This window comes from Rhizobium sp. TAL182 (assembly GCF_002117725.1).
In the GTDB taxonomy this organism is placed as follows: domain Bacteria; phylum Pseudomonadota; class Alphaproteobacteria; order Rhizobiales; family Rhizobiaceae; genus Rhizobium; species Rhizobium esperanzae.
The window spans coordinates 114,629-136,654 of record NZ_CP021024.1 but is presented as its reverse complement, the minus strand read 5'-3'; the positions used below and the strand labels follow the sequence as shown (position 1 = coordinate 136,654).

Genomic DNA, 22,026 nt, shown 5'->3' with positions numbered 1-22,026 from the left:
GTTTTTGCCGCGTTTATCAGGCTCTTGTCCCCACTGAACTATTGAAAGGCTCCGATGCAAAAGTTATACCGCTTGAAGAAACATGATTGCTTTATGCAGGAATAATCGGAGTTCGTGTTGATGACGGGTGCACTCCCGATCGCAATAGAGGTAAGGCTGCGCGGCGCGGGCCTGCGCCCTACACGCCAGCGCGTCGCGCTCGGCGACCTCCTGTTTGCCAAGGGCGACCGGCATTTGACCGTCGAGGAACTGCATGAGGAGGCGGTTGCCGCCGGCGTGCCGGTTTCGCTGGCGACCGTCTACAACACGCTGCACCAGTTCACCGAAGCCGGTCTCATCCGCGTTCTCGCCGTCGAGAGCGCCAAGACCTATTTCGACACCAATGTTTCCGACCACCACCATTTCTTCATCGAAGGCCACAACAAGGTGCTCGACATTCCCGTCAGCAACCTGACGATCGGCAATCTGCCGGAGCCGCCCGAAGGCATGGAGATCGCCCATGTCGACGTGGTGATCCGGCTGCGGGCCAAGCAGGGCTGACGGCGCCCAAAAGGCTCACATCACATCGTCGGGATGCCGCCCGGGTTTGTGCTTGTAGATCGGGAAGGTCCAGCCGAACCACAGCGCGCCGCCGCGAACGGCAAAGGCCGCCACAACGCCGCAGCCCGAGGCGAGATAGAGCGGCATTCCCAGCGCATTGGCGAGCGTAAACACGCCGGCGCCGATCAGCGCCGCCGTCACATAGATTTCCGGCCGCAACAGCACCGAAGGCTCGTTTGCCATCAGATCGCGCAGGATGCCGCCGAAGGTCGCCGTCAATGTGCCGGTGACGATCGCGATGGTCGGGGAGCCGGTGGCGGCAAGTCCCTTGGCGGCACCGAGAACGCAATAGGCGGCAAGGCCGATCGCATCCAGCCAGATCAGCAGGCGATAGCGCGATTCCAGCAGATGCGCGGTGAAGAAGACGATGACGCCCATGATGCAGCAGACGAGGATATAGGCGGGGTTCAGCACCCAGAAGACCGGCACGCGGCCGAGCACGATGTCACGCACGGTGCCGCCGCCGGTTCCCGTCACCATGGCGAAAAACAGAAAGCCGATCAGATCAAGCTGCTTGCGCGAGGCGGCGAGCGCGCCTGTCGCGGCAAACAGCGCAATGCCGGCATAATCGAGATAGACGAGCAAGGACATGCGGACCCCGGAACCGGCGAACAGTTTCCGGAAAGAACCATGGCGGCAAGGGCGGCGCAAGGCGGCGCGGCCATAAAGCATCGGTCTTTATTCGATGCATGTTGTTATCCCAAACCGCCGCACAGGTTCGGGCAATATGCATAGGCTTCAGAGCCTTTGTCCAAAAGAGGAAAGTCCGTGAAAACGCTGGTGCTCGCCGTTCTCAATATCGTCCTGCTGCTCGCCATGCCGGTTGGCGCGCTTGCCCAGCAATCGCTGATCTCCGACCCCGAGATCTACGAGAAGAAGCATTTCCAGGAACAGTGCAAGGCGGCCGAATTTGCCGACGGCTTCGTTATCAGGCAGGACATCAACAATGACGGGCTGATCGACGCCGTGGTCAATGAGGGCCAACTGACCTGCGACGGGCAGAAGGGGCCGCAATGCAACGACGACGGCTGCACCTATAATTTCTATCTGCAGGTTGCCGAAGGCGGTTATTTCATGATCGCGACGGCGCAGATCTATGGCTACGACTTTGTCCAGCGCTTCGGCAACATGGTGCTGGCGATGAAGATGCATCCGCGTTTCTGCGACCGCACCGAAGGCGATCCCTGCATCGTGACTGCGCGTGTGCGCGGCGCGAAATTCGTCACCATCTCGAAGAAATAGGCTTAACGCGGATAGAGCTCCGACGTCCGGCCGGCGAGATAGTAGCCGATGAGGCCGTACCATTCGCGGATCGCCGTCGCCAAATTCTGGGCATTGAGGTTCGGCTGAGTGAAATCCAAGGTAAGCCGAACCTGCCCATCGGTACGATAGTCGGTCGGCCAGGGCACGATGTCGATACCGAGCTTGCGAAAGATGCCGACGGAACGCGGCATATGGAAGCCCGAGGTGATCAGCAGGCAATGGGAAAGGCCCTGGCCTGCGAGGAATTCCCTGGTGTTGACGGCATTTTCGAAGGTCGTGCGCGATTGCCGCTCCTCGATCAGGCGATCCCTGCCGATGCCGAACAGTGGAAAGAAACGCTCGGATGCCGCCGCATCGCCTTCGTAAATGCCCGAAATGGAGCCGTCGCCGCCCGACACGAGAATGCGCGACTGCGGAAATTTCTGCGCGAGCCGCAAGGCTTCGACGAAGCGGTCGGCGCCGGCGTTGAATTCGATGCCGTGGCGGGCCGTGTTCACCTCGTTTTCGAAGGCGCCGCCGAGCACGATCATGCATTGCAGGCTCTGCGGATCGGCGACGGGTTTTGGAAACCGCTGCTCGAGGCCCTGCATCATGAGGTTGCCGGCGGTGGTGTAGAGCGTGACGAAGAGGATGAGCGCGCTAGCCGTTGCAGCAAGAATACTCAAGGCACGCCAGCGCAGCAGCCCGGCGATGAGGGCGAAGAAGACGAGCAGGAATGCCAGCGACAGCGGCTGGGCAAAAATCCAGACGAGCTTCGAAATCAGGAACACGATCTACTCCTTGAGGACGGACAGCGATCTTCCTATCCGATTCGAGGGTAACAGGAATGCGACGCTTCTATTTGCCGCGCACTGCGGCCGAGCGGTGCGAAGCAAGCTTCTGGTTGAAGCGCCGCTGAAGCGGCCGGGGAATGAACATGGCGACAAGCGCCAGCGCCATGGCAAAGATGGAGACCAGCCACAAGGCATGGGCACCGGTCAACCGCGTCAGGACCGCACCGGCGATCGCGCCGAGCACCATGCCGCCCCAGGGCACGATCTGGATCGTCCATTCGACACGGCGATCGCCGATGATCCAGCGGCCGATGCCGCGGCCGAAGCGCGACAGGGCGCCGGTGACATAGGTCAGGCCGATCGGCAGGCCTTCGATATGCTCGACAGCGGCGTTCACCATGCCCATGGAAAAGACGATCAGGTAGAAGCTCGCGAGCATCATGCTCTGCCATGTCGTCATCGATGCGAGCGCCAGGACGAGGCCGACGCAGCCGAGCACGACGAATATTCGGCGCTCGGAGACATGGGCGATGACGATGCCGGCCGCATTGCCGAGCACAAAAACGACAATGGCGGAGATCAGCACCGCCGCGTGAAAGAGATTGCCCTCACTCAAGGCGAGCGCCGCCCGCGTCGTATTGCCGGTCATAAAGGAGACGAAATCGCCGGTCAGCAGCAGCCCGGTCGCATCGGTCATGCCGGCAAGAAACGAAATCGAGGCGACGAGGGCGATCCCGGTGACGGTTCGTCGTGTACGAATGATGCGGCGGCGTCTTGCTCTGGTCATTGCGGGTCCTGAAGCCGAATCGCTGAATTTCCGGAAGAAGGATAAATCCTCTTCATTGAGGAATTGGCAAAGAGGGATTGAAAGTGGTTGGGCGGGACTTGAGCAGAGCGATATTTTCCGCCATAAAACGGCGTCGCTTCAGACCGAAGCTCCGTAAGCGTTTACGTCAATCAACGCGCAACCCGCCGATCGGCGCTGCGCTGTTGTTCTGATCGGCATCTTACGGAGACAAAAAATGCCCAAAGGCAAACTCCCGAAACGCTACAATGCCATCGTCATGCCGCTCATCCTGTCGCTGCTGATGACCTCAGTCGTCTCGGCGATCAGCATCCTCAGAGCACAAGGCCTGACCGCAGCCGCCCTTGCCATGTGGCCGTCCGCATGGGCGCTCGCCTGGGCGATCGCCTTTCCCGTGCTGCTGTTGGTGCTTCCAGTGGTGAGGCGGGTGACGGCGGCCATTGTCGAGACTTAAGCGAGGCGCCGGTGGGCTGTGGGGGCGGCCTACCGGTGTTGAGGGGACGGCTAGAGTCGTTTCTTTGCAAATGCCTCGCGCAAATCACTTCAGGTTATCGAGGCGACTGGAACCAGATTCGGTTGGATCAATCTCTTGCTGGCAAACGCCCTGCCGGAATGCGATTTCAGGTAGGTTTCGAATTCAAGCGCTTTGTACTTTTCGGGAAAGGCGCAATACCAGAGCAAATTCCAAGGCGCGAATTTGGCGGTGTGGGCGGATTTTCCAGCATTGTGAGCCGTAAGGCGCTGTTTCAGGTCTGCAGTAGACCCGGTGTATTCCTGATCGGGAAAATCGATGCTGCGGAGAATATAGACGTACCACATCAGCGTTTCAGCCCGTCGTCGCCCTTCGAGCTATGCCGGGCACTGCTTCGGCCTAACGGTTTCTCGCGGCTGCGCCACGCGAAGCCCGTAAGGGCGAAGCGTGGTGGAGCTAAGCGGGATCGAAGATTTCAACCACCAACCCATTGAAGCATCTGTAATACAAGGGTAATGACCAGTCATCGTTGGTCAGAATGATTGGTCAGAATGGCAGGGAAAAGCAATAAGGGGTCAAAGCGGCTGCTTGATCTTAAGGGGCAGACTTGGTGGTTTCGAATAGCTATCCCCGAGGCATGTCGAAGCTATTTCAACGGCACGACAATGTATCTTCAGAGCTTAGAGACGGGGGACATCAAGGCAGCCATCGCGAGGCGAGATAAGCTTGAGCCAGAGGTTCGGGCGCTGTTTGCCCGCGTCAAGGCGGGAGAGGTCATCAGCACCAGCGAGGAGCTGGCAGAGCTTAGAGGAGAGCTGTCCAAGGCGGCTATCGCCGAGGCACTAACCGAGGGCGGAGAGGCAGCCGAGGATGCGGTATGGGCCGCAGAGGCCGAAGCCGACAGCTTGCGAGGAAAAGCCCGTGAGCGCTTCACACGAGCCGTTGCTGGCGACCACCCCGTGGACCACTACCTTGATGCCTACCTGTCAGCAATCAAGCTTGCCGCTAAGACAACCAACGAGCGTCGGGGCCTAATCAATCGCTTTGCTCGCTGGTGCATGGGGGAGAAGTACCGGCTTCCCGATATCACCCGCAAGGCTGCCGGTCGCTATGTGACCGAGATCATCGAGCCAATGGACAGAAGCACCGCCAAGAAGCACATGACGGCTCTTCGCGGCTATTGGGAATACCTGATCAAGCGTGGCCACGTGGCGGGGACCGCTGAAGATAACCCGTGGCTCGGGCAGGAAGTAGCTAGCGGGCGTCGACGGGTCGAGCGGGGGGACAATGAAGGCGAGCGGCCCTTCACTGATGCCGAGTTGAAGACCCTGCTTTACTCGGATTACCCCGATGGCATGGACGATGACCATCAACAACAGATTACTGACGCGCTGCGTATCTCCTGCTTGTCTGGGATGAGAATGGCAGAAGTGCTGACGCTTTGGGTTGAGGAAGTCCACGATGACATCTTCGACATCCAGCAAGGAAAGACCCGCTCAGCAGCCCGAAAGGTGCCGATCCATCCTGACCTGTTAGAGATCATCGCCCGCCGCACGAGAGATAAGCAGCCGAAGGAATGGCTGTTTCACGAACTGAGCGAAGAGCGCGACCCCGGTGACACGTTCGGAAAGCGTTTCAATCGCTATCGGAAACACCTGAAGGTCGATGACGTGCGGCCGGGTAAGCGGAGAAGCCTTGTCAACTTCCATTCAGCGCGCCGCTGGTTCATCACTCAGGCCCGACATGCAGGGCAGACAGTGGAGACGGTGAAGGATGTCGTCGGCCATGTCTCGGACAAGAAGAAGGACATCACCTTCGGCGTCTATACGCAAGGAGCCTCAGAGAAGCAGATGAGGGACTGTGTCGGGGCCGTGGTGCTGCCACTGGGTTGCCACCCCGCGCCTCTTCCACAGCAATCCACAGACGCAGCCGGAACAGGAACCTTGCAGCTTTGCTAGGACACGACTAGCGTCCCTCTGCAGCTCATTCCCAGTGAGCCGTAAGGAGCCTCACCGCCCCTTCGCTAGAGGGTGAGAATGGGGGTCGCAGTGATCGACGCTGCGGCCTCCTCCATGCTCACTATGTCCAGCCGTACTTCAGCTCACAAACACGACGATGGCGCCCCGACACACCGGAGGCCCGCAAGATGGCGTTTTCATCCTCGGTGAGGAAAAGGTGAAAGCCGGTGGGATGGATGAAGCGATCAAGACTTATAGCTGACCCCACGCCTCGCTGGCCCATCGACACCAACCGCCCTGACTGCATTACTCAATGGAGAGACTGGAGACTGGGCTGTCATCCGCTTCTCAAGTTCAAGCCATTCTTTATCAGTGAGCAACTCGCGCTGCGCTTTCGAAAAGCGCTCGGGTGGCTTTCTGGTGTGCTTAATCTTTCCCATTCGTCAGCTCCTTTCCGTGGCAACAGTGTCTTTTCTCCGTCCGCGCGGGGTGCAGGTGAACGCGCACCCTGAGAGGGCGCTTAGCAGGACCCTTCAATGAGAAACAAACTCTCTATCCACCACCGTCAACGATGAGCCCCGTGTGCTTGATGTTGAACTGGCTAAACATCTCGGCATGAAAGTCACTCGGACTATTCGTACCTTGATCAAGGACAATGCCTCTGAGCTGGCTGACCACGGAACTTTGATGGCGTCAGCAACAAAGTCCACCGGGGGTCGTCCTGCAAAGGTGTTCTACCTGAACGAGTCTCAGGCGCTGCTCGTCTGCATGTTCTCCCGTACCCAGAAGGCGGCGCTCGTCCGCAAGCAAGTAATCGACGTATTCATGGCCCATCGTCAAGGCCAACTCATTCAGCCCGAACCGACCACGGCAACCGAAGTCACAGCTCTTTTCGCCCAGCAGATGGCCGACATTCATCTCCTCATGCTGTAGCGCTTCGTGTAAAGTTACGCGGCAATCAGCGAAAGTGCCGCCAGAATTGAGGGAGAGGAAATGTCGGAGACTTCCGATGCCAAGGAGACCATGCCGCAAGAGGGGTGGCAACGGACCTTCAATCAAATGTGGGAGCTTTACTTCGGCCCCGAAATCGAAAGACGGAAGGTGGACGGCCGAATAGTGGACCCGGATTTTTCAGTCTATATGGCCCAAGTCCTGTTTCCCGTCGACGGACCAATTCAGGTTCGTCTGAATGAGGAGGTTAAGGGGGAAGCGTGGGCGCGGGCTAGCCATGCAGTTGAGCGCGACGACCCGGTATATGTCAGTGATCTGCACTCCATCGAGATTTACGAGCTTCCAGACGAGTTGCTCGATAGCGGCCACTTCACGATCTTCTCGGTCGGAGAAGGCTGGCGGATGGTCTTCAACTTTCTGAGCGGTCGCGCAAAGGCGCGTGACATGCTCGAATTGGCTCGCCAGTTTCTGGAGGCATCGCAGCATAGCCAAGCGAAGGGTCACGCGGGGCCGGCAGTAGAGAACCTGTTCACCTCAGCAGAATTGATCTCGAAGGCCGAGCTGATACTCCACAGAAGCCCTGCTGTGACGGCCAAATCTCACGGAACTGTGGCGAGTGCGATCAACGCGTGGTTTAAACTTGGCAACATCGATGCCGCATTCGTCGCCCTCTTCAATAAGCTGACGCAACGACGCCCAAATGCCCGATATGGGGATGCAGGCAGCCGCCCGCCAATGCCCACGGAAGAAGACTACGAGGTCATTGAAGCCATGATCCAGCGAGGACATGACAAGGTGAGCAAGGCGACAGACCGTGCGGATAAGAAGAACCTCATGGAAAAGTGTGCATCGGAGGAGGCGGTTTAGCCTCTGGCCCCTTATTGGCACATATCTTTCATCGCCTTGATAATCCCGGCAAAAGCGGGTTCAGTCAGGGTCTTGGGGTGTGTTCTGAAGTACTGGATCGAAATCTCGTAGAACGTTTGTGCGGTCATTCTGGCGCCGATCACACAATTTCGGACCTTCATAAAATCGGGGTCATCATGGTCAAGCACCCCCGTTTGATATTCAACGACGCCGAAAACGTAGCCCGTCGAGAAGGCCCTATCGGCTTGGACCAACTCGGCTCCAGTCAAAGCAGAGGCTGTCGATGGGAGCAGTAATGCGAATGCAAGTAGCGCGGGCCTCTTCATTCAGCGTCCTCCTTTTCACATAAGTTATAAGACACTCCCCAAAATACGCGACGGACGTCTCGGTGCCATCAAGATCAACTTCAACAAATTCGCCTCTTCCACAGCAACCCACAGATGCAGGCCGAACAGGAATCTTGCAGGTTCGTCTAGGCGAGCCTAGCGTCCCTTTGCGGCTCATTCCTAGTGAGCCGTAAGGATCGCCCCACCGCCCCTTCGCTAGAGGGTGAGAACGGGGGTCGCAGTGATCGACGCTGCGGCCCCTTTTGTTTGCGGTTACCGCAGATCGTATTCAGAGGCTTCCTTGGATTTGGGGAACGAAGCCGCGATGTAGGGTGACTCGACAATCGGACAAACAGTGAGGATTTAGACAGAGGCTGTGAAGCGCGTACAGCTTGCCCGAGCCATCGACCGAGCATTCAGGCCTGAGCGAGGCAAAGGTCAAAATGACGAAGTGCTTGTGCGGTCGTCCTGACAAATCACCCAATCCACTCACGTATTTGTCCCGCGATTACTTAAAGATGCCATCATTGATTGCGCTCTGCGCTTTTCGACACCGTCAAGATCATTGAAAACGGGCACGGCCAAACTTGCGCTTTTATGGGCCAGAGTTGGATATGGCGTTGCAGCCCATGAAAATCGATCCGAAATTCGCTTCAGCACATAAGGTGACGTGGCTTCTTTCTCGAATTTCTGAGCAGCTTCAGCCTCGTTCTTGTAATATTCTATTGTCTGATCAACAGCTCTGCTGCTGCCCTTGTGTATGGCGCGCCCGATTATGATCGCGCTCCCACTCAGATACATTTTCAAGAATTCCGCTTCTATAATAAAAACTTCACTCACTTTAGTGGAGAACCCGTAGTCTTGGGCTGTCACGACTATGGGAAGATATCGTAGGCTTTCTGCCTCGACCGGCGTAATCCCTAGTGCCGCAGCAACCACGTCCGGCCGCTCCCTCAACTTATCCAGCTTCCGCTTGGTCTGGGAGGCCGCAGATTCAAGTTTTTTGTCATACCGCGCTCGCTCGTTAGCGTCTGCTGGCATAAGGAACAGTTTGATCTCGCCGACCAAGCACAATCCACCGAACACAACGAGTAAGTCGACTTGTTCATCGAAATCCTTTGTCTTTTTTACTCCGTGCTCGGCTAATGAAGCCTTCGTGAACTTCCGGTTGGAATGGATTTCCTCCCGCAGCCGTGCGCGGTAGATCGCCTCATATTTCTCACCGCGAGCTGTGATAGGATTCGAGTCATCGATGCCGCCTTTTTCGAGCCATGCCTCAATCTTCCTTAACGGATTGCTTGTCTCCAGCGCAGGCAACGGCAGTAGATACTCTTCGCGATTCGGCACCTTCACCAAGGGAGCTGACCATAGACCTCGGTCTCCTTTTTTGTTCTTCCCGAACTTGATTTCAAAAGTGAGGAAATCAACGACCGTAGCCGCCGTATCTCCATTGACTCCCAGCCCCTCACTAATTGCGGTGCATAGAGGTGCGGCTGGGATCGCAAGCGCTAGTGCCCTGGCGTGTTCAGGGGAGAGGAAAGTTGGCAATTTGACCTGTCTATTCAAACCTTCCGCGATATCAATTATCAAATGCCAAGCCAAAAGAAGCTTTGCAGCAGTCACGCCCGTCGCATTGGGCATTTCGGTCTCAAAGAAATCGGAAAGATAAGAGCCCTCGATTGCGCCCTTTTCGATTGTGTAACGCGGTGGCCTTCGTGAAAGGTACGACGGCGATGACACCCGTAAGCTGACTGAGTCTTTTTTTCGCTCAACTGCTGTCACGGCGCGCGGTCTTGAGCGCTTTTTGCGGCCGCTTGGAGAGAGCATGGGCCAAACGGACAAGTCGACGTGTGGGTATTTCATTAAGTTTGTTTGTTGCCGCTGAAGCCAAGTCTGGTTGAGGATCATGGCTGCCCGGTCACCGGGCTTCCAAGCCGCACCCCCGTCCGATGTCTGTTCGTAATACCATCCCTCGTGCCACGCGTCGTTCCAAAGCCTGTTCATACACTTTCGAAAGCTGTACGCCCTCGCCGCCTGGATGGCGAGGCCAGAAAGTTCATCAGGAGGCTGACTGCCACCTGATGTGGCGCGAGCATCATATAACCAGCTTTCCGTAAGGTCCGTAGAACTCTCTGCGATATCTTCGACCGTGAAATGCTGGCCGCCAGGTCCCTTGATTCTGATTCCAGAAAAGGCATCCAACGAAATGATCGGCTTATCCCTCATGTCCTTCGTCATATCGTCCCGCAGCTGGAGCGCCGTGCGATATTCGCGGTTTAGGGATGCTATTGCCAGCACTGTAGCCCATTCCGGATTGAGAGGACCGAATATCGGCGAGGCAAACACCTCCCTAGATCTAGCAAATTCCTCGGCAATCCATTTTGCCGCTTGATAGAGTCGCGTGTCTTCAAGCGATGGCGTTACACTTTCATATGCCGAATCCCATTCAGCCTGAATGTATAGGGCCGACGATGGGGGTTTAAGGCCGGCCACAGCTTTACGGAAATGAGTTTCAATAGTTACCATGGGAAGTCTCAGTGTCGCGGTGCAGATAGAGGTGGTGGGAGGAAGCGCTTTGATAATTCTAACTAATAAGTACTCAAGCATAGCATGCTGTGGCGGGCAAGCAGCCGCTTTGGGTCTGCAGGTTTTCGTGATGACCTGCGCTTTCGTAGACATGACCAGAATCCACCCGCAGCACTCCTCGAGCTGATAGACGCACCTGACGGAGGTCATAGTAAGCGGCGTGACGCAGCTTCTGCTCAATTGTCCAGGCAATGCATGATCTGGACAGCGCCGGCTGAAGCCAAACGACGTCCCTAGGTCTTGACCTTGAGCCAGCCACCCGCTCGGCTGGAGCGGCAAAGCGCATTTCGCCGTGACAATTAGACCCTCGGACCGTCAACCGATAACATCCGTCTTGATTGGCAGAGCCAGTCGCTTCCGTTCGGCGGCGTTTGCTCTATCAGCGCGACCGATGGTTACACGCGCTGCGGCATGGGATTTGAGGCTGTGCGCGAACACGCGGCGGCGGAGCAGCGTTTCGGCTCCACCGGGCAATGGCTTGGAAGTCTTGCGAGGTGGCTTCGTCATGCGGCCACTTCATCAGCAGGCTTAAAAAAGCAATCTGCCAAGATAGATTATTGACTCCTCTCGCAATGAGAACATAATAAGAACATCGGCGAGGCGGCCGCCAATCTGAAAATTGAAGATGTGGAGAACGGATATGCGTGAGCAGCCGATAAGCCAAGCCGTGGAAGGCGATGATGAGTGGATTCCTAGCGGGGTGATGTGGCCGCCTGAGAGGGAAATCGACGCCGCTGAGGTGCATGGGAGCTTGGCCAAGGCTGTCGCCGGAAGCCGAGACGTAAAGTTTTTCGCTACCCGCCTCATTGATGTCCCCAGTGATGCCTCGCTAGGCGCTGTCCAGATGGCAATCGATCATATAGCGAGAGAGGCTTGCGGCGTTTATCTGACCACCCACGTTGCAGACGTGGATGCAGAAACCGGAGACCCTATCCTGGTGGACGAGGCCACAAGACCCTTCAAGTTCCCATGCAGCGGCGACTTCGAGGAGGCCATATCGACCTTCTGCGAAAACATGCGACTCGCAGGTATAATCCGTTGAGTAAACCCATGAATCGTCAAAGCTCCCCGAAGCCGCTTGCGGGCGATGTAGCCGAGGTTGTCGCCTATCACGGGGGCGATATGGAAGCTGCTATAGGCACACTGCTAGGGGACATTCGGCATTTGCGCCAACAGCTCGTACTGGCGGAAGGCGCTATGAGCCGGGGCATGACGCGTGGGTGGCGGCCGAGCTACGATCGAGACTGACATGCCTGAAATGAACTATGCCAAGAAGTTGCGCGGGTGGAGCCTACGCGATGCGGCCGACGCTGGCCAATTGCTCGAAGTCACCTGCCAATTTTGCCGAACGACCTACCGCTTCGTTCCGCACGACCTGCTGAAACTGACGACGAATGTAAGCCTTGACCGGCTGGCATCTCGCTTCCGCTGCGAACGCTGCAACCGTTCAGACTACATGGGCCTGACGGTGCGACAAATATGGGGGTCGGAATACGGCAAGCTCTCGGTTCGGCGCTTAATCAATGTCACGACAGTCAAAAGGCCGATATGGAAAGATGGTGTCTTATAGGATGGCCGATAGACGAGATAATCCCCTTGCCCGATGGCGCTTGAACGCCCTCCTGCCTAATCACGTCATCATCTTTTGGGGCAACTATGAGTCTGGCACACATGCCCATGACTTTCGCCGCCGAAGCGAAATCATAAACTCTGCCCTGGCGATAGACGCGTCGTCAAAGTCCTATTCTGCTTCTGGCGAATGGGACCGGTACCTTGTTTTCTGTTTCGCAAGCCGCGAAGCTGCGCGGCAATTTAGGGGCCGCTGGAATGGTCAGTTCATCGATATCGACGAAGTAAGTCGAAACGGGCGTGGACGCCAAAGGAGGGGGATGTGTGCAATCTATACCGGATGATGAGTAACCAGGAGGCCATCCGCGCAATCACGCGCGCGATGATCGACAGCACCGGCAATATGGAGCCGCTGCAAGAGATATGGCCCGACAGAATGGCTCCAATCGTCCGCAACACCCCCGCTGGCCGAGAGTTGGCTAATGTCCGATGGGGACTGCCGAGCTCTTCGAAGGCTCTATTCGACGCGGCGACCAAACGTGCTGACGGGCTGCGCAAGAAGGGGAAGCCGGTCGACTTCGACGAGTTGCTGAAGATGGAGCCGGACGGTGGGACGACCAACGTTCGCAACGTCAGCAGTAAGCATTGGAAGCGCTGGCATGGCGTCGAGAACAGGTGCGTGGTGCCGTTCACACGCTTTGCCGAGCCCGACCCGGCGAACAAGCCGGACGGCGGCAGGACCCCGAATGCCTGGTTTGGCGCGCCCGACGAACCTCTGATGTTCTTCGCTGGCCTATGGGTGCCGCAGTGGACGAGCGTGCGGAAGATCAAGGAAGGGCTGATCACGACAGACCTGTTCGGCTTCCTCACCACAGAGCCCAACGCAATCGTAGCTCCGATCCATCAAAAGGCGATGCCTGTCATCCTCTGCGGCCAAGAAGAAATCGAGACGTGGCTCACTGCGCCCTGGGAAGAGGCAAGCCGGCTGCAGCGGCCGCTGGCAGATGACAAGATCATCCTGCTGCCGGCAGCGGAGCCATTGACCGTAGCTGACCCGCAACCCGCGTTGTTGACCCAATGAGCATCACAAATCACTCGACCGCACCCGGTGCCAATGTGCACTTTGAGCATTATTGCGAGGAGGCCGACTGCAAAAAGTGGGGTGGATTCGGTCACAGCCCATCCAAGGCGATCCCCGTCCGCTGGTGGTGTTGGGAGCATTTCCCTTACAAAAGCTATGAGCAGGAACAGGCGCTGAGACGAAAGATTGAGGCCGATTAGATCGGGACGCAGGATTAGCCGTTGTTAATCATATAGATGAAAAGCGTAGTCCATGCAGAACCGAGCAGAAATATTGCTACCCATATCCGCATTAGCGGCTTCACTGCGTCACGACTTGCTTTCAAAAAATGCATGCGTGTCGCCAATATCATCATCAAGTACACTTGCGGACACATAACCGGCATTCCAAGAAGTGGGCCTTGGAATCGAGCAGCATCGTAAATTTCGTCATAGGGGCTTCTGTAATAGCCTATCTGCCTCAACAATAAGTAAAAAACAATAAAATATATAATAGAAATTATGGTTATTGATGTCCTAGCTATATCTAGTTTATTAATTCTAATCTCACACGTGTTGTATGGCCACATATTTTGATTATCTGCCGAGAGAAAAAACTTACGGATCGCCAAAAAAACAGACGCAGACGGGACGATGGATAGATACTTGATGAAATGCAAGCGGGATATAGAAAAGTGTGCAACGTCGCAGACAAGCAAGAGACCGTCTGACGCGCGGGTGGTTCACCGAGCGTTGTCGCTCTGGGACGAAATCAAGAGGTCGAGCAACACAAAATGATTGCTGGAGTGATCCTCTGCGCCTCGTTAACGGCAGTCGATGGGGATACGGTGCGTTGTAATGGGCAGCTTATGCGGCTGCTTGGGGAAGGTATCCCGTTCATCTCGGGCATCGACACGCCGGAGATCGGATCGCACGCGAAATGCATCAAGGAACGGAAGCTGGCGCTGATCGCCAAGGGGAGGCTGAAAGACCTTCTGGCTGAAAAGGGCTTGCGGATCGAATGGAGCGGCGCGGTAGACAAAACGCAGTCGCACCGGCCGCTCATCAACATCTATCGGGCGAACGGCGAAGAGATCGGTAAGAAGTTGCTCAAGGAGGGGTTCGCGCGTCATTGGAGCCCGAAACAGCGCAACGATTGGTGCGCAGCATGATAGGCATGAGATGAGTCAGTTCTTTTGCGCATTCCTGATTACTGCTCTTGACGGCTGCGCTCCTCGATACCCAAGAGCGTGGGTCGGTTGTCCCTTTGAGCAGCAAGTCATCGCTGATCATGAATTCCGCTGTGCTGAGCCCAATGAGGCTGCGGAGATAAAGCAATGACAACGCCCGACATGGCAACGCTTTTGGAAAGCGCTGCCGATGGAATTGCCAACGTCACTCGGGCGGACCTGCAGGTCATGCTTCGCCGGGCCGCGCTGCTACTGCGCAACTCCGGGTCAATCGCCTTCGACGCTGATATCGACGATGCTCTTCGTGACCTGTCAGGAGAATTCGGACTGACGCGCAGTGACACGATCAGGTTCATCGTTCGCGAGTGGATGGAAAAGAATACTTATCTGCCTGTCCACAGCCTCGGCGAAGACGACGATGTTGAAGGGTCAGCATGAATACGGTTGCTGTTTAAGATGTGGCTTTGAAGCCTTGACTTCGGGCGCACCCATGCCAGACTCTCGTAGAGAGGGTGGGACTTAAAAAATGCGCGCTTTGCTACTGGCACCTGTGTGCCTTCTTTCTGCCTGTGTAGCCACCACCCCTCAGCCAATGCCCCCCACCCCTGTCAGCTACGAGCAGGTTCCCAGCGACCTGCTTTGGAACAGACTAACTCTCGCGACTTACACACGCGAGATGATGCTGCTTGAAGCTGAACTAGCAGCGCGCGGAGAAACCTCGTCAGGAGCAGAATACCTGGGCCGTCGCACAATCGCCGGGGTCGGAGTGCCAACATATCAAAGATCGGCCGGCGCGGGATCGGATCGAGACTGTGCTGACTTCTCTTCATCGGCTGAAGCACAGCGATTCTTTTTGTCGGCGGGTGGCCCCTTTGTAGATCCCCACGGGCTGGACCGGGATGGCGATGGTTATGCCTGTGAATTCGGACAAACGCTGCGCGCCAGTGCAGCCCGCCACAAAACAAAGCTACTGACCCCTTCGCGCAAAATGGCAACGATCCGAAGCTCCGATCAGTGCTTTGTTGGCCCAAAAGGCGGGACCTATACGATCACGGCAAGTGGCAACAAAAACTACGGCGGCTGTTGAGGTGAGGAAGCCGACGCAAAAAATCTTCTCGCCAATCAATTCACCGGCGCCCTCGTTAACTCATTGATAGTAGCTCCCTCCTGTGTCAATCAATTCACCAGTGAATTAAACCATTGGAAATAATCAACTTTTCACTCTTGACGGGATTGTGAAGCGGGAGTCTAACGGTGTCGTTCCGGCCGGGACAAAACTTCAACTGGGGCATAGATCAACATCATGAGAATGCAAATCTTCAAACGGACACCGTGGTTCGAGGCATATTTCGAGATCGAGGAGAGGCGCATCCTCAAACGCTTCTTTGACCGCCTTAGCGAGGGCAATGATCACCAATTCTGGATTGGTCGATGCTACTTGGCTTTCCACGTCTATCGCCGCGAGGCGCAGGCCAGCGACACAGACGCGGCCACCGCCTGACAAGCCGAAGCCTCACCGGCAGCCCCGTAGAGGTTCTGCGGGGCGGCACTACTGGTTCCCGCAATGCGGTCACTTTGCCCAAGCCTTAGGATTACCCTTGCTTTGTATGAGGGCCTTTGCCTTGGCGGCAAGCTTCGCTTTCTTGTTGTCGACCAACTCAGAGAGCGCACCTTCCAGAATCTCAAACGCGTCCAGTAACGCTTTCTGGTCGCTCTGCCCAGCGTGGCTACCGTAATTGCCGACGAAGCGCAGAGCATCCAATGCATCTTTGTGGCCGGGCGTCATCTTTTCGAACTCATCAATTCGTTCCGAAAGATTTAAGGTGTGGGTTTTGTTGTTCTTGCCATTCCTTTCAGCCGGAACGTCGAAGTGATCCATGAGGCGCTCGACAAGAATGCGCAGACGGTTGGCGGCTGCAGCTTTGTCTACCCAGTAAAGTTCGAACGCTAATTCCAGGTGTTCAACACATTCAGAAGGAAGTTCTCCCGAAACCTCGATGATGTGGGGTGCGGGGTAGATGTGCCGAACGATAAGGGATTCTCCCAAACATTCTTCGCGACTTTCGCGATCCTCGTACGTCCACAACCGCTTAGTGCCGGCTACGGTCACGACCTCTCCACACTCATCGCATTTGAGAAACGCTAGGAATTTCTCTCGAACCCACTGCGGTTCCCATTCCAGATGGTTCCGCTCTCTTTTCGATTCCTCAGTTTCTTCGCTATGTGGGGAGCCCTCCACCGCAATGAGAAGCCCTGTTTCGCAAGTCGGGCACGTCCACCTCGGAAGACTGGAAAACCTGTCATTCCAAAGATCTCTTTTCATACATCTCTCCGCAGTTGCCATGAAAGCGATAGCGGAGTCGCGCGGGTCTATCTAGTGGGCTGGGGCAGCCGCCCGTAGAGAGGGGTATCCAAGACCGCCTGAGGGCAAATCAATTACCCCTCACTTAAGGAGAGCGGCGGGGGAAGACCGCCTATTCAATTACCCCCCACTTAAGGAGAACCCCGGAAGGGGAAGACCAAAAATAAAGGCTGAGGAGAGGGGACTGATGGAAAACGGTCTCTCTCCGAATGATCTTTATGATGGATGGAAGTGGATAGAACCCTTATCCACCAAAACCCCACCCGAAGGAGACCTTCAGGTAAACTTATAGGGGACACCTCAGCTTCTCCGCGATCGCCCGCACAGTCCCGCCCGTGGACCCTCGACACCTGAGAGTGCGCAGACTCGGCTCAAATATCGGCTGAGCCATAGGTTCTCGTGGCTGTGGTGGCCGTCGGTCCTCTTGTCGCATTGTAATGCCGACGAGAGGGCTGGACTTCCCCATGCCAGGCTGATCACTCACCGTCACCACAAACCTATGAGAACCTAAATGCACAACGAACCGTCCGCTTTCCGCGGCCAGGGCACACCCCTGCCGTTGAACAACGTCCATATACTTTCCTACCAATCCACTCCCATACGCTTTGCAATAATCGATGGTCAGCCTTGGTTTGCCGCCGTTGACGTCTGCCGAGCGCTCGGTGTTCTCAATCCCCGCTATGGTGGGTCAAAGCATATCAGGTCTGTGCCCAACGATCAGAAGATGACGGCACGGGTGCCCAATACCACACGAGAAGCGTCGACAGTCTACATGGTCTCCATAGACGGCCTCGATAAGCTGCTCTGGCTGGCGTTGCATAGCGTATCCAAGGCTTGGTCTGTCCTGTCGTCGATGACTGCCCAGGTCACACACGTTCAAAGAGGCTGTGATGTTGGAAACACGTCGCTCGCTTCCTGAGGACGTGACCTATCTAGCCCCGAGACTTCGTGACGCTGACCTGAGGGAACTGCAGGCTGCTGGCTCTGCCGGCGCTGAAAAGTCCCTTCAGGACGGCCTCAGGCTCTCGAAGGACTGCATCACGATCATCAACGAGGACGACAAGCCGGTTGCCATGTTTGGCGTCTGCCCGTCCTCCGAGATCGACGTGGGATATGTCTGGCTCCTCGGTAGCGACGAGATCAAACAGAACAAGACACGGTTTCTTCGCCACTCAAAGCGGTGGCTGGAGACCCTTCACCAAGATTTTCCGGTCCTCACCAACTTCGTCGACCAGCGCAATACGGTCCATCTCCTGTGGCTCCGCTGGCTAGGCTTCAAGTTCCTGAGGACTGTCAACGCACTGGGGCCGGGAAACCTGCCCTTCTACGAATTTGCGAGGATAAGCAATGTGTGACCCCGCTTCGATGATCGGGCTTGCCATCGGCGCAGCTCAACAAGTCGTCAGCTTTCAGGCGCAGTCCCAGGCCGCGAACGAGCAGAACCGGCTCTATGCGGAGAACGCCGCCCGGGCCAACCAGAACGCCCGTGATCAGATGTTCCAGACCCAGCAGCGCATGCTGCAGGAGCAGGAGAAGGCCGGCGCGGAGAAGGCTGACAATCTCCGAGACGCCCGCGAGGCCAAAGCAACGGCGACCGTAGCGGCTGGCGAAAGCGGTGTGTCCGGTTTATCCGTCGACGCCCTCCTGGCCGAATTTGATGGTCGTGCCTCCCAGGCGAACGACCGCATCGACCAGAACACCGACTGGACCCTCAGCCAGCTCAACAACGAAATGAGGGGCATCCGCTCGAACGCCGAAGACCGCATCAACTCGGTCCAGCGGGCAGCCAAACCCTCCTTCTTCGATGCAGGCCTTAGGATCGTTGGCGAAGGCCTCGACCAATACGACAAGAAACTACAGCGAGACGCTCTCACACGCCGCTGAACTCCACCGCAGCTCACCACAGCAACGAGTAATTCTTATGGAACATCCCCGCATCAATGCCATGTTTATCGTCTCGCACGATGAATCGATTCCGCCAATGCGTCTCCGCTTCGTGGAGATCGACGGCGCTTCCCATTTCCTTGCCAAGGACATAGCCGAATACGCAGGCCTTCAGCCGGAGGAAGATGGCGATTTCCGATCGACGCTCGCAGCCCTGGGCGTCCCGTTCGTTGACTCTAAAGTTCACGACCGGGGCAAGACTTTTGGCCCGGTCACGCTGATCGCCGAACACGATGCACGGCGCCTTAGGGCCGAAGCTGCCACGAAGCAGAACGAGCGCTAAGGAACCCCAGCGGCGATCTCCTGAAATCGGGCGTCTCCGGTATTGCTGGTGGCACGGTCGCAGTCTTCGGGGATGACTACTCCCACGAGGACTCCGAGAACCTGAGGCGTGTTCCTCCCTTCGCCCGTATGATTGACGCGATGCAGTTCCTCAGATTGGGCAGGTTCAGGCCTGCCCCGCAGAGAGCTTCGAGACTGACAATATCGCGTGTCCAAGATAGAACTTGGGGGCATGCTCATTTCCTCCTTGGCCTACCTTACCCTCACGACAGCCATCATTCATGGTCATCGGGTTATCCAAGGGCGGGCCGAGGGGGCAAAATATCTGCAACAAAAATTTCTGAGGTCAAATCAGATGTGAGGAACCGGCAGTTCCCCCCGCTGCCCCTCTGTCCACACAATTCCACAGGCCGATCGCTGCCGCCATTCAAAAATTATCCTCTGATTCCAAAGAGTTATTGCAGCTGATTCGCTGTCCCGGTACGATTCGAACCGACTGATGACTTGGCTGTTGTGCCTGTCGCGGCGGAGTTTCAACCGACCTGTTGAAGCTCCGGATACCAAACCCACATCAGGAAACCACAGATGAATACAGCTACCGTCGCGGACGATCCTCGGCCCATTCTCATCAAAGTCTTCCGGTTCGTCGAAAAGCTACGCGAACTCTTCCCGGACGTTCCGATACAGACGATATCGGTCTTCCTCATCATCGCGATGAAACCCGGCATTTCACAAAGGGAATTGCTGAAATTAATGGGAACCAGTCAATCAGGTGTCTCGCGAAACGTCATGGCTCTGGCGGATGTAAATAGGCACGGGAAGCCAGGGCTCGGTTTGATTGCCCAACTGCGTGACCCTTTCGACTCACGTCAGGTAGGGCTTCGGTTGACGCCTGCGGGGGTCGCACTGGCCAAGCGAGTTGCGGCGCTCGGGCAGGCACACGAACTTGGCGATAGCTGAGTCTCTTCAGGAGCAGCAGATGTGTCACCAGGGCGCTCCGACTGGCCATTCCTACGCCAACTGTCGGGCAGGTCCGACAAGCGTCTGAGCGATGCAGGTTACTCGATATGCGATGGGGTGCATCGCGACTGCGCCATCAAGTGAACCGGCAAGCACGTAAATTAATGGCCGCTTGCTAAATTGAAATACGCGATACAATCGATAGCTATTAGCCAAGCGAAGGGCTGACTGGCGTTCCGCCTCGCTCAAGTAAAAGGGCGTGTACTTGTCGCCACGGGTAGTTTTGACCTCGATGTAAATCTCGTCACCGTTTTCGTCGTAGGATGTGACGTCATAACCCAAGCCATCTCCTGTCTCATGTGACACCCACCGAACTTTTTTCGCCAAGTCGGCAAGTCCAAGGTCCATCAAACGCGCGCGCTCTACAGCAACAACGAACGCCTCACCAGCTCTCCCGAGATCCCGATTTCTGTTATCGCGCTCTGCAAAGTCGATTTTGATGGCCGTCACTTCAAGGCCCTCAAGTGGCAGCTTTCGTGGGCCTTCAGCAGGGCGATCAACGAACACATTCTGAAACGTTTGATTCGTCACCTCCAAGGACGGCACAAAACCATTAAGCCGGTCGGCATTCGCTTCGACTCGTCGTAGAACCTCCTGAGCGAGGCCGCCTTGGAGGTTCGCAAGCGGCTTATAACCCTCGATCCATGGATACCCGAGACGATGCAAGACTGAGCTGACATTTTGGTGTTTACGTTCTATCGCTCCAGGCGACCGTTTAACTATTTTCATCAGCTCATGGCGATGGCGGCTCTTACTGTAGCGAGCGCCGCTTACCTCCATGTTCAGCATATCAAAGTAGGAATCTACTAACGCTGTAATTTCGTCCGAAGACCAGTCTGCGCCACTCGAAGCAATCGCGCTTTCGTGAGAAGCCTCGCGCAACGCCCAGACCCCTGACCCAATGCCGTTGACACTTCTGAACAGATCATATCGCTCCTTGTAGCTTTCGCTGTCGCTTGAATTGTATTCAAGCTCGCGTCTAACGATAGCTTGCCAACTTCTGGGTAGTCCTTCGCCCCTGCGAGCACGTACTGCTTTATAGATCTCCGAGAGCGACCCACTTCCTCCGATATCCCGTAAGGCGGCGGCAACATCATCTCGCCAAGGCGGCATCTTCAAATCCCTCGATTGAGCATCAAGACTTTGCCCTATCATGACGACATGTCAACTCGACGCCGTCCGCAAAGGTATACCGCAACGGACAGAAGGGAACTGCTCGTCATTGCGTCCGATAGGGTTGACATTCGTCTTTCGTACACATATCCATTCGGTCGCCACCCTATCGGACACATGGAGCGACGAATGGCTATCTTCCTCTACGCCCGCGTATCGACCTCCGAGCAGACGCTCGGCCATCAGAAGACCCAAGCCGAGAAGGCAGGCTTCACCTTCGACCACGTCATTGCTGACCACGGCGTATCTGGGGTGTCCGTCCTGATGAGGGACCGTCCAGAGGGCAGGCGTCTCTTCGATATGCTGCGGGCCGGCGACACGCTCGTAGTGCGCTGGGTGGATCGCCTGGGCAGGAACTACGCTGACGTGACAGACACGATCCGTGAGTTCATCCGTCGGGGCGTGATCATCCGCACGGTAATCAACAACATGACCTTCGACGGCTCCACCACGGACCCCGTTCAAATGGCCGTCAGGGACTCGCTGATCGCCTTTATGGCCGCGACAGCACAGGCACAGGCCGAGGCCACCAAGGAAGCTCAGCGAGCCGCTATCGACCAGCTAAAGGCCAAGCACGATGGCAGCTACAAGGGCCGCAAGCCGAGCTACACCCGCGACCAGTTCTCTCAGGTCGTGAACATGGCCGGCGCGTCGGTCTCAGAGATCGCGAAGACGACGGGCCTGTCACGCCAGACGGTCTACCGGATCAAGGAAGACCCGGCAGCGGCGGAGAAGGCCTTGTATTTGTGGGGTGGGTGAGTGCGAGGGGGCCACTTTGAACGGCGAGTTCATCATACGCGTCCCCCCGATAATGCATTTTTGCGAT

At 56.5% G+C, this 22,026-nt stretch carries 27 protein-coding genes; 19 read left to right on the top strand and 8 right to left on the bottom strand.

Annotated features, from left to right (window positions below):
• The first annotated feature begins 120 nt into the window (after nt 1-120).
• Nucleotides 121-540: an iron response transcriptional regulator IrrA gene (irrA, locus tag Tal182_RS00685; RefSeq protein WP_064800210.1), complete on the top strand. Its 420-nt coding sequence runs from the start codon at nt 121-123 to the stop codon at nt 538-540.
• A gap of 15 nt (nt 541-555) precedes the next feature.
• Here the strand turns inward: irrA and Tal182_RS00680 are convergent, their stop codons facing one another.
• Nucleotides 556-1,191 carry a trimeric intracellular cation channel family protein gene (locus tag Tal182_RS00680; protein ID WP_064805816.1) on the bottom strand — a complete coding sequence of 212 codons (636 nt, stop codon included), beginning with the start codon at nt 1,189-1,191 and terminating at the stop codon, nt 556-558.
• A gap of 177 nt (nt 1,192-1,368) precedes the next feature.
• Between Tal182_RS00680 and Tal182_RS00675 the strand changes: the two genes are divergently transcribed.
• Nucleotides 1,369-1,842 carry a hypothetical protein gene (locus tag Tal182_RS00675; protein ID WP_064800209.1) on the top strand — a complete coding sequence of 158 codons (474 nt, stop codon included), beginning with the start codon at nt 1,369-1,371 and terminating at the stop codon, nt 1,840-1,842.
• Between the two features lie 2 nt (nt 1,843-1,844).
• Here Tal182_RS00675 and Tal182_RS00670 read toward each other — a convergent pair whose 3' ends face one another.
• Together Tal182_RS00670 and Tal182_RS00665 are read right to left on the bottom strand one after the other, a co-directional pair.
• Nucleotides 1,845-2,633 (bottom strand): YdcF family protein, encoded by a 789-nt coding sequence (locus Tal182_RS00670; protein ID WP_085857755.1) that lies wholly within the window; start codon nt 2,631-2,633, stop codon nt 1,845-1,847.
• Between the two features lie 67 nt (nt 2,634-2,700).
• The gene (locus Tal182_RS00665) at nt 2,701-3,423 is read right to left on the bottom strand and encodes a YoaK family protein (RefSeq protein WP_064800207.1); all 723 of its coding nucleotides are present in this window, start codon (nt 3,421-3,423) and stop codon (nt 2,701-2,703) included.
• A gap of 235 nt (nt 3,424-3,658) precedes the next feature.
• Here Tal182_RS00665 and Tal182_RS00660 point away from each other — a divergent pair, with 235 nt between their 5' ends.
• A complete protein-coding gene (locus Tal182_RS00660) occupies nt 3,659-3,895 on the top strand; it encodes a DUF2798 domain-containing protein (RefSeq protein WP_085857754.1) in 237 nt (78 codons plus the stop codon).
• 89 nt (nt 3,896-3,984) lie between these two features.
• Here Tal182_RS00660 and Tal182_RS00655 read toward each other — a convergent pair whose 3' ends face one another.
• Nucleotides 3,985-4,260 (bottom strand): GIY-YIG nuclease family protein, encoded by a 276-nt coding sequence (locus Tal182_RS00655; protein ID WP_085857753.1) that lies wholly within the window; start codon nt 4,258-4,260, stop codon nt 3,985-3,987.
• A 204-nt stretch (nt 4,261-4,464) separates the two neighbouring features.
• Here Tal182_RS00655 and Tal182_RS00650 point away from each other — a divergent pair, with 204 nt between their 5' ends.
• The 3 genes from Tal182_RS00650 (at nt 4,465) to Tal182_RS00640 (ending at nt 7,689) form a co-directional block, all read left to right on the top strand.
• Complete coding sequence (locus Tal182_RS00650; protein ID WP_206426542.1) at nt 4,465-5,871, top strand: tyrosine-type recombinase/integrase; 1,407 nt, start codon at nt 4,465-4,467, stop codon at nt 5,869-5,871.
• Between the two features lie 582 nt (nt 5,872-6,453).
• On the top strand, nt 6,454-6,804 hold the full coding sequence (locus Tal182_RS00645) for a hypothetical protein (RefSeq protein WP_085857752.1): 351 nt from the start codon (nt 6,454-6,456) through the stop codon (nt 6,802-6,804).
• A 60-nt stretch (nt 6,805-6,864) separates the two neighbouring features.
• A complete protein-coding gene (locus tag Tal182_RS00640) occupies nt 6,865-7,689 on the top strand; it encodes a hypothetical protein (RefSeq protein WP_085857751.1) in 825 nt (274 codons plus the stop codon).
• A gap of 11 nt (nt 7,690-7,700) precedes the next feature.
• Here Tal182_RS00640 and Tal182_RS00635 read toward each other — a convergent pair whose 3' ends face one another.
• Nucleotides 7,701-8,015, bottom strand: a complete 315-nt coding sequence (locus tag Tal182_RS00635) for a hypothetical protein (RefSeq protein WP_085857750.1) — start codon at nt 8,013-8,015, stop codon at nt 7,701-7,703.
• Between the two features lie 489 nt (nt 8,016-8,504).
• Entirely contained in the window at nt 8,505-10,541 is a 2,037-nt protein-coding gene (locus Tal182_RS00630) for a hypothetical protein (protein ID WP_085857749.1), read from the bottom strand.
• 700 nt (nt 10,542-11,241) lie between these two features.
• Between Tal182_RS00630 and Tal182_RS00620 the strand changes: the two genes are divergently transcribed.
• The 8 genes from Tal182_RS00620 to Tal182_RS00580 all read left to right on the top strand — a co-directional run bounded on the left by Tal182_RS00620 (nt 11,242) and on the right by Tal182_RS00580 (nt 15,920).
• Nucleotides 11,242-11,643 carry a hypothetical protein gene (locus tag Tal182_RS00620; protein WP_085857747.1) on the top strand — a complete coding sequence of 134 codons (402 nt, stop codon included), beginning with the start codon at nt 11,242-11,244 and terminating at the stop codon, nt 11,641-11,643.
• A gap of 8 nt (nt 11,644-11,651) precedes the next feature.
• A complete protein-coding gene (locus tag Tal182_RS32605) occupies nt 11,652-11,849 on the top strand; it encodes a hypothetical protein (protein ID WP_085857746.1) in 198 nt (65 codons plus the stop codon).
• A 1-nt stretch (nt 11,850) separates the two neighbouring features.
• Nucleotides 11,851-12,171 (top strand): hypothetical protein, encoded by a 321-nt coding sequence (locus Tal182_RS00610; protein ID WP_085857745.1) that lies wholly within the window; start codon nt 11,851-11,853, stop codon nt 12,169-12,171.
• Between the two features lie 321 nt (nt 12,172-12,492).
• Complete coding sequence (locus tag Tal182_RS00605) at nt 12,493-13,251, top strand: SOS response-associated peptidase family protein (protein ID WP_085857744.1); 759 nt, start codon at nt 12,493-12,495, stop codon at nt 13,249-13,251.
• Nucleotides 13,248-13,451 carry a hypothetical protein gene (locus Tal182_RS32600; protein ID WP_085857743.1) on the top strand — a complete coding sequence of 68 codons (204 nt, stop codon included), beginning with the start codon at nt 13,248-13,250 and terminating at the stop codon, nt 13,449-13,451. Before Tal182_RS00605 ends, Tal182_RS32600 begins: the two co-directional genes overlap by 4 nt.
• Nucleotides 13,452-14,023: 572 nt before the next feature.
• Entirely contained in the window at nt 14,024-14,401 is a 378-nt protein-coding gene (locus tag Tal182_RS00595) for a thermonuclease family protein (protein WP_125461451.1), read from the top strand.
• Nucleotides 14,402-14,566: 165 nt separating this feature from the next.
• The gene (locus Tal182_RS00590) at nt 14,567-14,857 is read left to right on the top strand and encodes a CopG family transcriptional regulator (RefSeq protein WP_085857742.1); all 291 of its coding nucleotides are present in this window, start codon (nt 14,567-14,569) and stop codon (nt 14,855-14,857) included.
• An 871-nt stretch (nt 14,858-15,728) separates the two neighbouring features.
• Complete coding sequence (locus Tal182_RS00580; protein ID WP_085857740.1) at nt 15,729-15,920, top strand: hypothetical protein; 192 nt, start codon at nt 15,729-15,731, stop codon at nt 15,918-15,920.
• 69 nt (nt 15,921-15,989) lie between these two features.
• Here Tal182_RS00580 and Tal182_RS00575 read toward each other — a convergent pair whose 3' ends face one another.
• Complete coding sequence (locus Tal182_RS00575) at nt 15,990-16,529, bottom strand: DUF4145 domain-containing protein (RefSeq protein ID WP_164517751.1); 540 nt, start codon at nt 16,527-16,529, stop codon at nt 15,990-15,992.
• A 1,142-nt stretch (nt 16,530-17,671) separates the two neighbouring features.
• Between Tal182_RS00575 and Tal182_RS00565 the strand changes: the two genes are divergently transcribed.
• The 4 genes from Tal182_RS00565 (at nt 17,672) to Tal182_RS00550 (ending at nt 19,967) form a co-directional block, all read left to right on the top strand.
• Nucleotides 17,672-18,136: a hypothetical protein gene (locus Tal182_RS00565; RefSeq protein WP_125461450.1), complete on the top strand. Its 465-nt coding sequence runs from the start codon at nt 17,672-17,674 to the stop codon at nt 18,134-18,136.
• Nucleotides 18,129-18,665, top strand: a complete 537-nt coding sequence (locus tag Tal182_RS00560) for a hypothetical protein (RefSeq protein WP_125461449.1) — start codon at nt 18,129-18,131, stop codon at nt 18,663-18,665. Before Tal182_RS00565 ends, Tal182_RS00560 begins: the two co-directional genes overlap by 8 nt.
• Nucleotides 18,666-18,702: 37 nt before the next feature.
• Nucleotides 18,703-19,008, top strand: a complete 306-nt coding sequence (locus Tal182_RS00555; RefSeq protein ID WP_085857735.1) for a hypothetical protein — start codon at nt 18,703-18,705, stop codon at nt 19,006-19,008.
• Between the two features lie 584 nt (nt 19,009-19,592).
• Nucleotides 19,593-19,967: a MarR family winged helix-turn-helix transcriptional regulator gene (locus Tal182_RS00550; RefSeq protein WP_085857734.1), complete on the top strand. Its 375-nt coding sequence runs from the start codon at nt 19,593-19,595 to the stop codon at nt 19,965-19,967.
• A 51-nt stretch (nt 19,968-20,018) separates the two neighbouring features.
• Here the strand turns inward: Tal182_RS00550 and Tal182_RS00545 are convergent, their stop codons facing one another.
• Complete coding sequence (locus tag Tal182_RS00545) at nt 20,019-21,140, bottom strand: DUF3883 domain-containing protein (RefSeq protein ID WP_164517750.1); 1,122 nt, start codon at nt 21,138-21,140, stop codon at nt 20,019-20,021.
• A 189-nt stretch (nt 21,141-21,329) separates the two neighbouring features.
• Between Tal182_RS00545 and Tal182_RS00540 the strand changes: the two genes are divergently transcribed.
• Nucleotides 21,330-21,959: a recombinase family protein gene (locus Tal182_RS00540; RefSeq protein WP_085857732.1), complete on the top strand. Its 630-nt coding sequence runs from the start codon at nt 21,330-21,332 to the stop codon at nt 21,957-21,959.
• Nucleotides 21,960-22,026: the final 67 nt, after the last annotated feature.

Excerpts from the sequence above, each read along its gene's own strand:
- Tal182_RS32605 (WP_085857746.1), top strand. The coding sequence starts at position 11,652 with ATGAATCGTCAAAGCTCCCCGAAGCCGCTTGCGGGCGATGTAGCCGAG.
- Tal182_RS00545 (WP_164517750.1), bottom strand. The coding sequence starts at position 21,140 with ATGCCGCCTTGGCGAGATGATGTTGCCGCCGCCTTACGGGATATCGGA.
- Tal182_RS00635 (WP_085857750.1), bottom strand. The coding sequence starts at position 8,015 with ATGAAGAGGCCCGCGCTACTTGCATTCGCATTACTGCTCCCATCGACA.
- Tal182_RS00550 (WP_085857734.1), top strand. The coding sequence starts at position 19,593 with ATGAATACAGCTACCGTCGCGGACGATCCTCGGCCCATTCTCATCAAA.
- Tal182_RS00620 (WP_085857747.1), top strand. The coding sequence starts at position 11,242 with ATGCGTGAGCAGCCGATAAGCCAAGCCGTGGAAGGCGATGATGAGTGG.
- Tal182_RS00650 (WP_206426542.1), top strand. The coding sequence starts at position 4,465 with ATGGCAGGGAAAAGCAATAAGGGGTCAAAGCGGCTGCTTGATCTTAAG.
- Tal182_RS00610 (WP_085857745.1), top strand. The coding sequence starts at position 11,851 with ATGCCTGAAATGAACTATGCCAAGAAGTTGCGCGGGTGGAGCCTACGC.
- Tal182_RS00595 (WP_125461451.1), top strand. The coding sequence starts at position 14,024 with ATGATTGCTGGAGTGATCCTCTGCGCCTCGTTAACGGCAGTCGATGGG.
- Tal182_RS00565 (WP_125461450.1), top strand. The coding sequence starts at position 17,672 with ATGTTGGAAACACGTCGCTCGCTTCCTGAGGACGTGACCTATCTAGCC.
- Tal182_RS00540 (WP_085857732.1), top strand. The coding sequence starts at position 21,330 with ATGGCTATCTTCCTCTACGCCCGCGTATCGACCTCCGAGCAGACGCTC.
- Tal182_RS00680 (WP_064805816.1), bottom strand. The coding sequence starts at position 1,191 with ATGTCCTTGCTCGTCTATCTCGATTATGCCGGCATTGCGCTGTTTGCC.
- Tal182_RS00660 (WP_085857754.1), top strand. The coding sequence starts at position 3,659 with ATGCCCAAAGGCAAACTCCCGAAACGCTACAATGCCATCGTCATGCCG.
- Tal182_RS00640 (WP_085857751.1), top strand. The coding sequence starts at position 6,865 with ATGTCGGAGACTTCCGATGCCAAGGAGACCATGCCGCAAGAGGGGTGG.
- Tal182_RS00665 (WP_064800207.1), bottom strand. The coding sequence starts at position 3,423 with ATGACCAGAGCAAGACGCCGCCGCATCATTCGTACACGACGAACCGTC.
- Tal182_RS00590 (WP_085857742.1), top strand. The coding sequence starts at position 14,567 with ATGACAACGCCCGACATGGCAACGCTTTTGGAAAGCGCTGCCGATGGA.
- Tal182_RS32600 (WP_085857743.1), top strand. The coding sequence starts at position 13,248 with ATGAGCATCACAAATCACTCGACCGCACCCGGTGCCAATGTGCACTTT.
- Tal182_RS00560 (WP_125461449.1), top strand. The coding sequence starts at position 18,129 with ATGTGTGACCCCGCTTCGATGATCGGGCTTGCCATCGGCGCAGCTCAA.
- irrA (WP_064800210.1), top strand. The coding sequence starts at position 121 with ATGACGGGTGCACTCCCGATCGCAATAGAGGTAAGGCTGCGCGGCGCG.
- Tal182_RS00630 (WP_085857749.1), bottom strand. The coding sequence starts at position 10,541 with ATGGTAACTATTGAAACTCATTTCCGTAAAGCTGTGGCCGGCCTTAAA.
- Tal182_RS00655 (WP_085857753.1), bottom strand. The coding sequence starts at position 4,260 with ATGTGGTACGTCTATATTCTCCGCAGCATCGATTTTCCCGATCAGGAA.
- Tal182_RS00555 (WP_085857735.1), top strand. The coding sequence starts at position 18,703 with ATGGAACATCCCCGCATCAATGCCATGTTTATCGTCTCGCACGATGAA.
- Tal182_RS00580 (WP_085857740.1), top strand. The coding sequence starts at position 15,729 with ATGCAAATCTTCAAACGGACACCGTGGTTCGAGGCATATTTCGAGATC.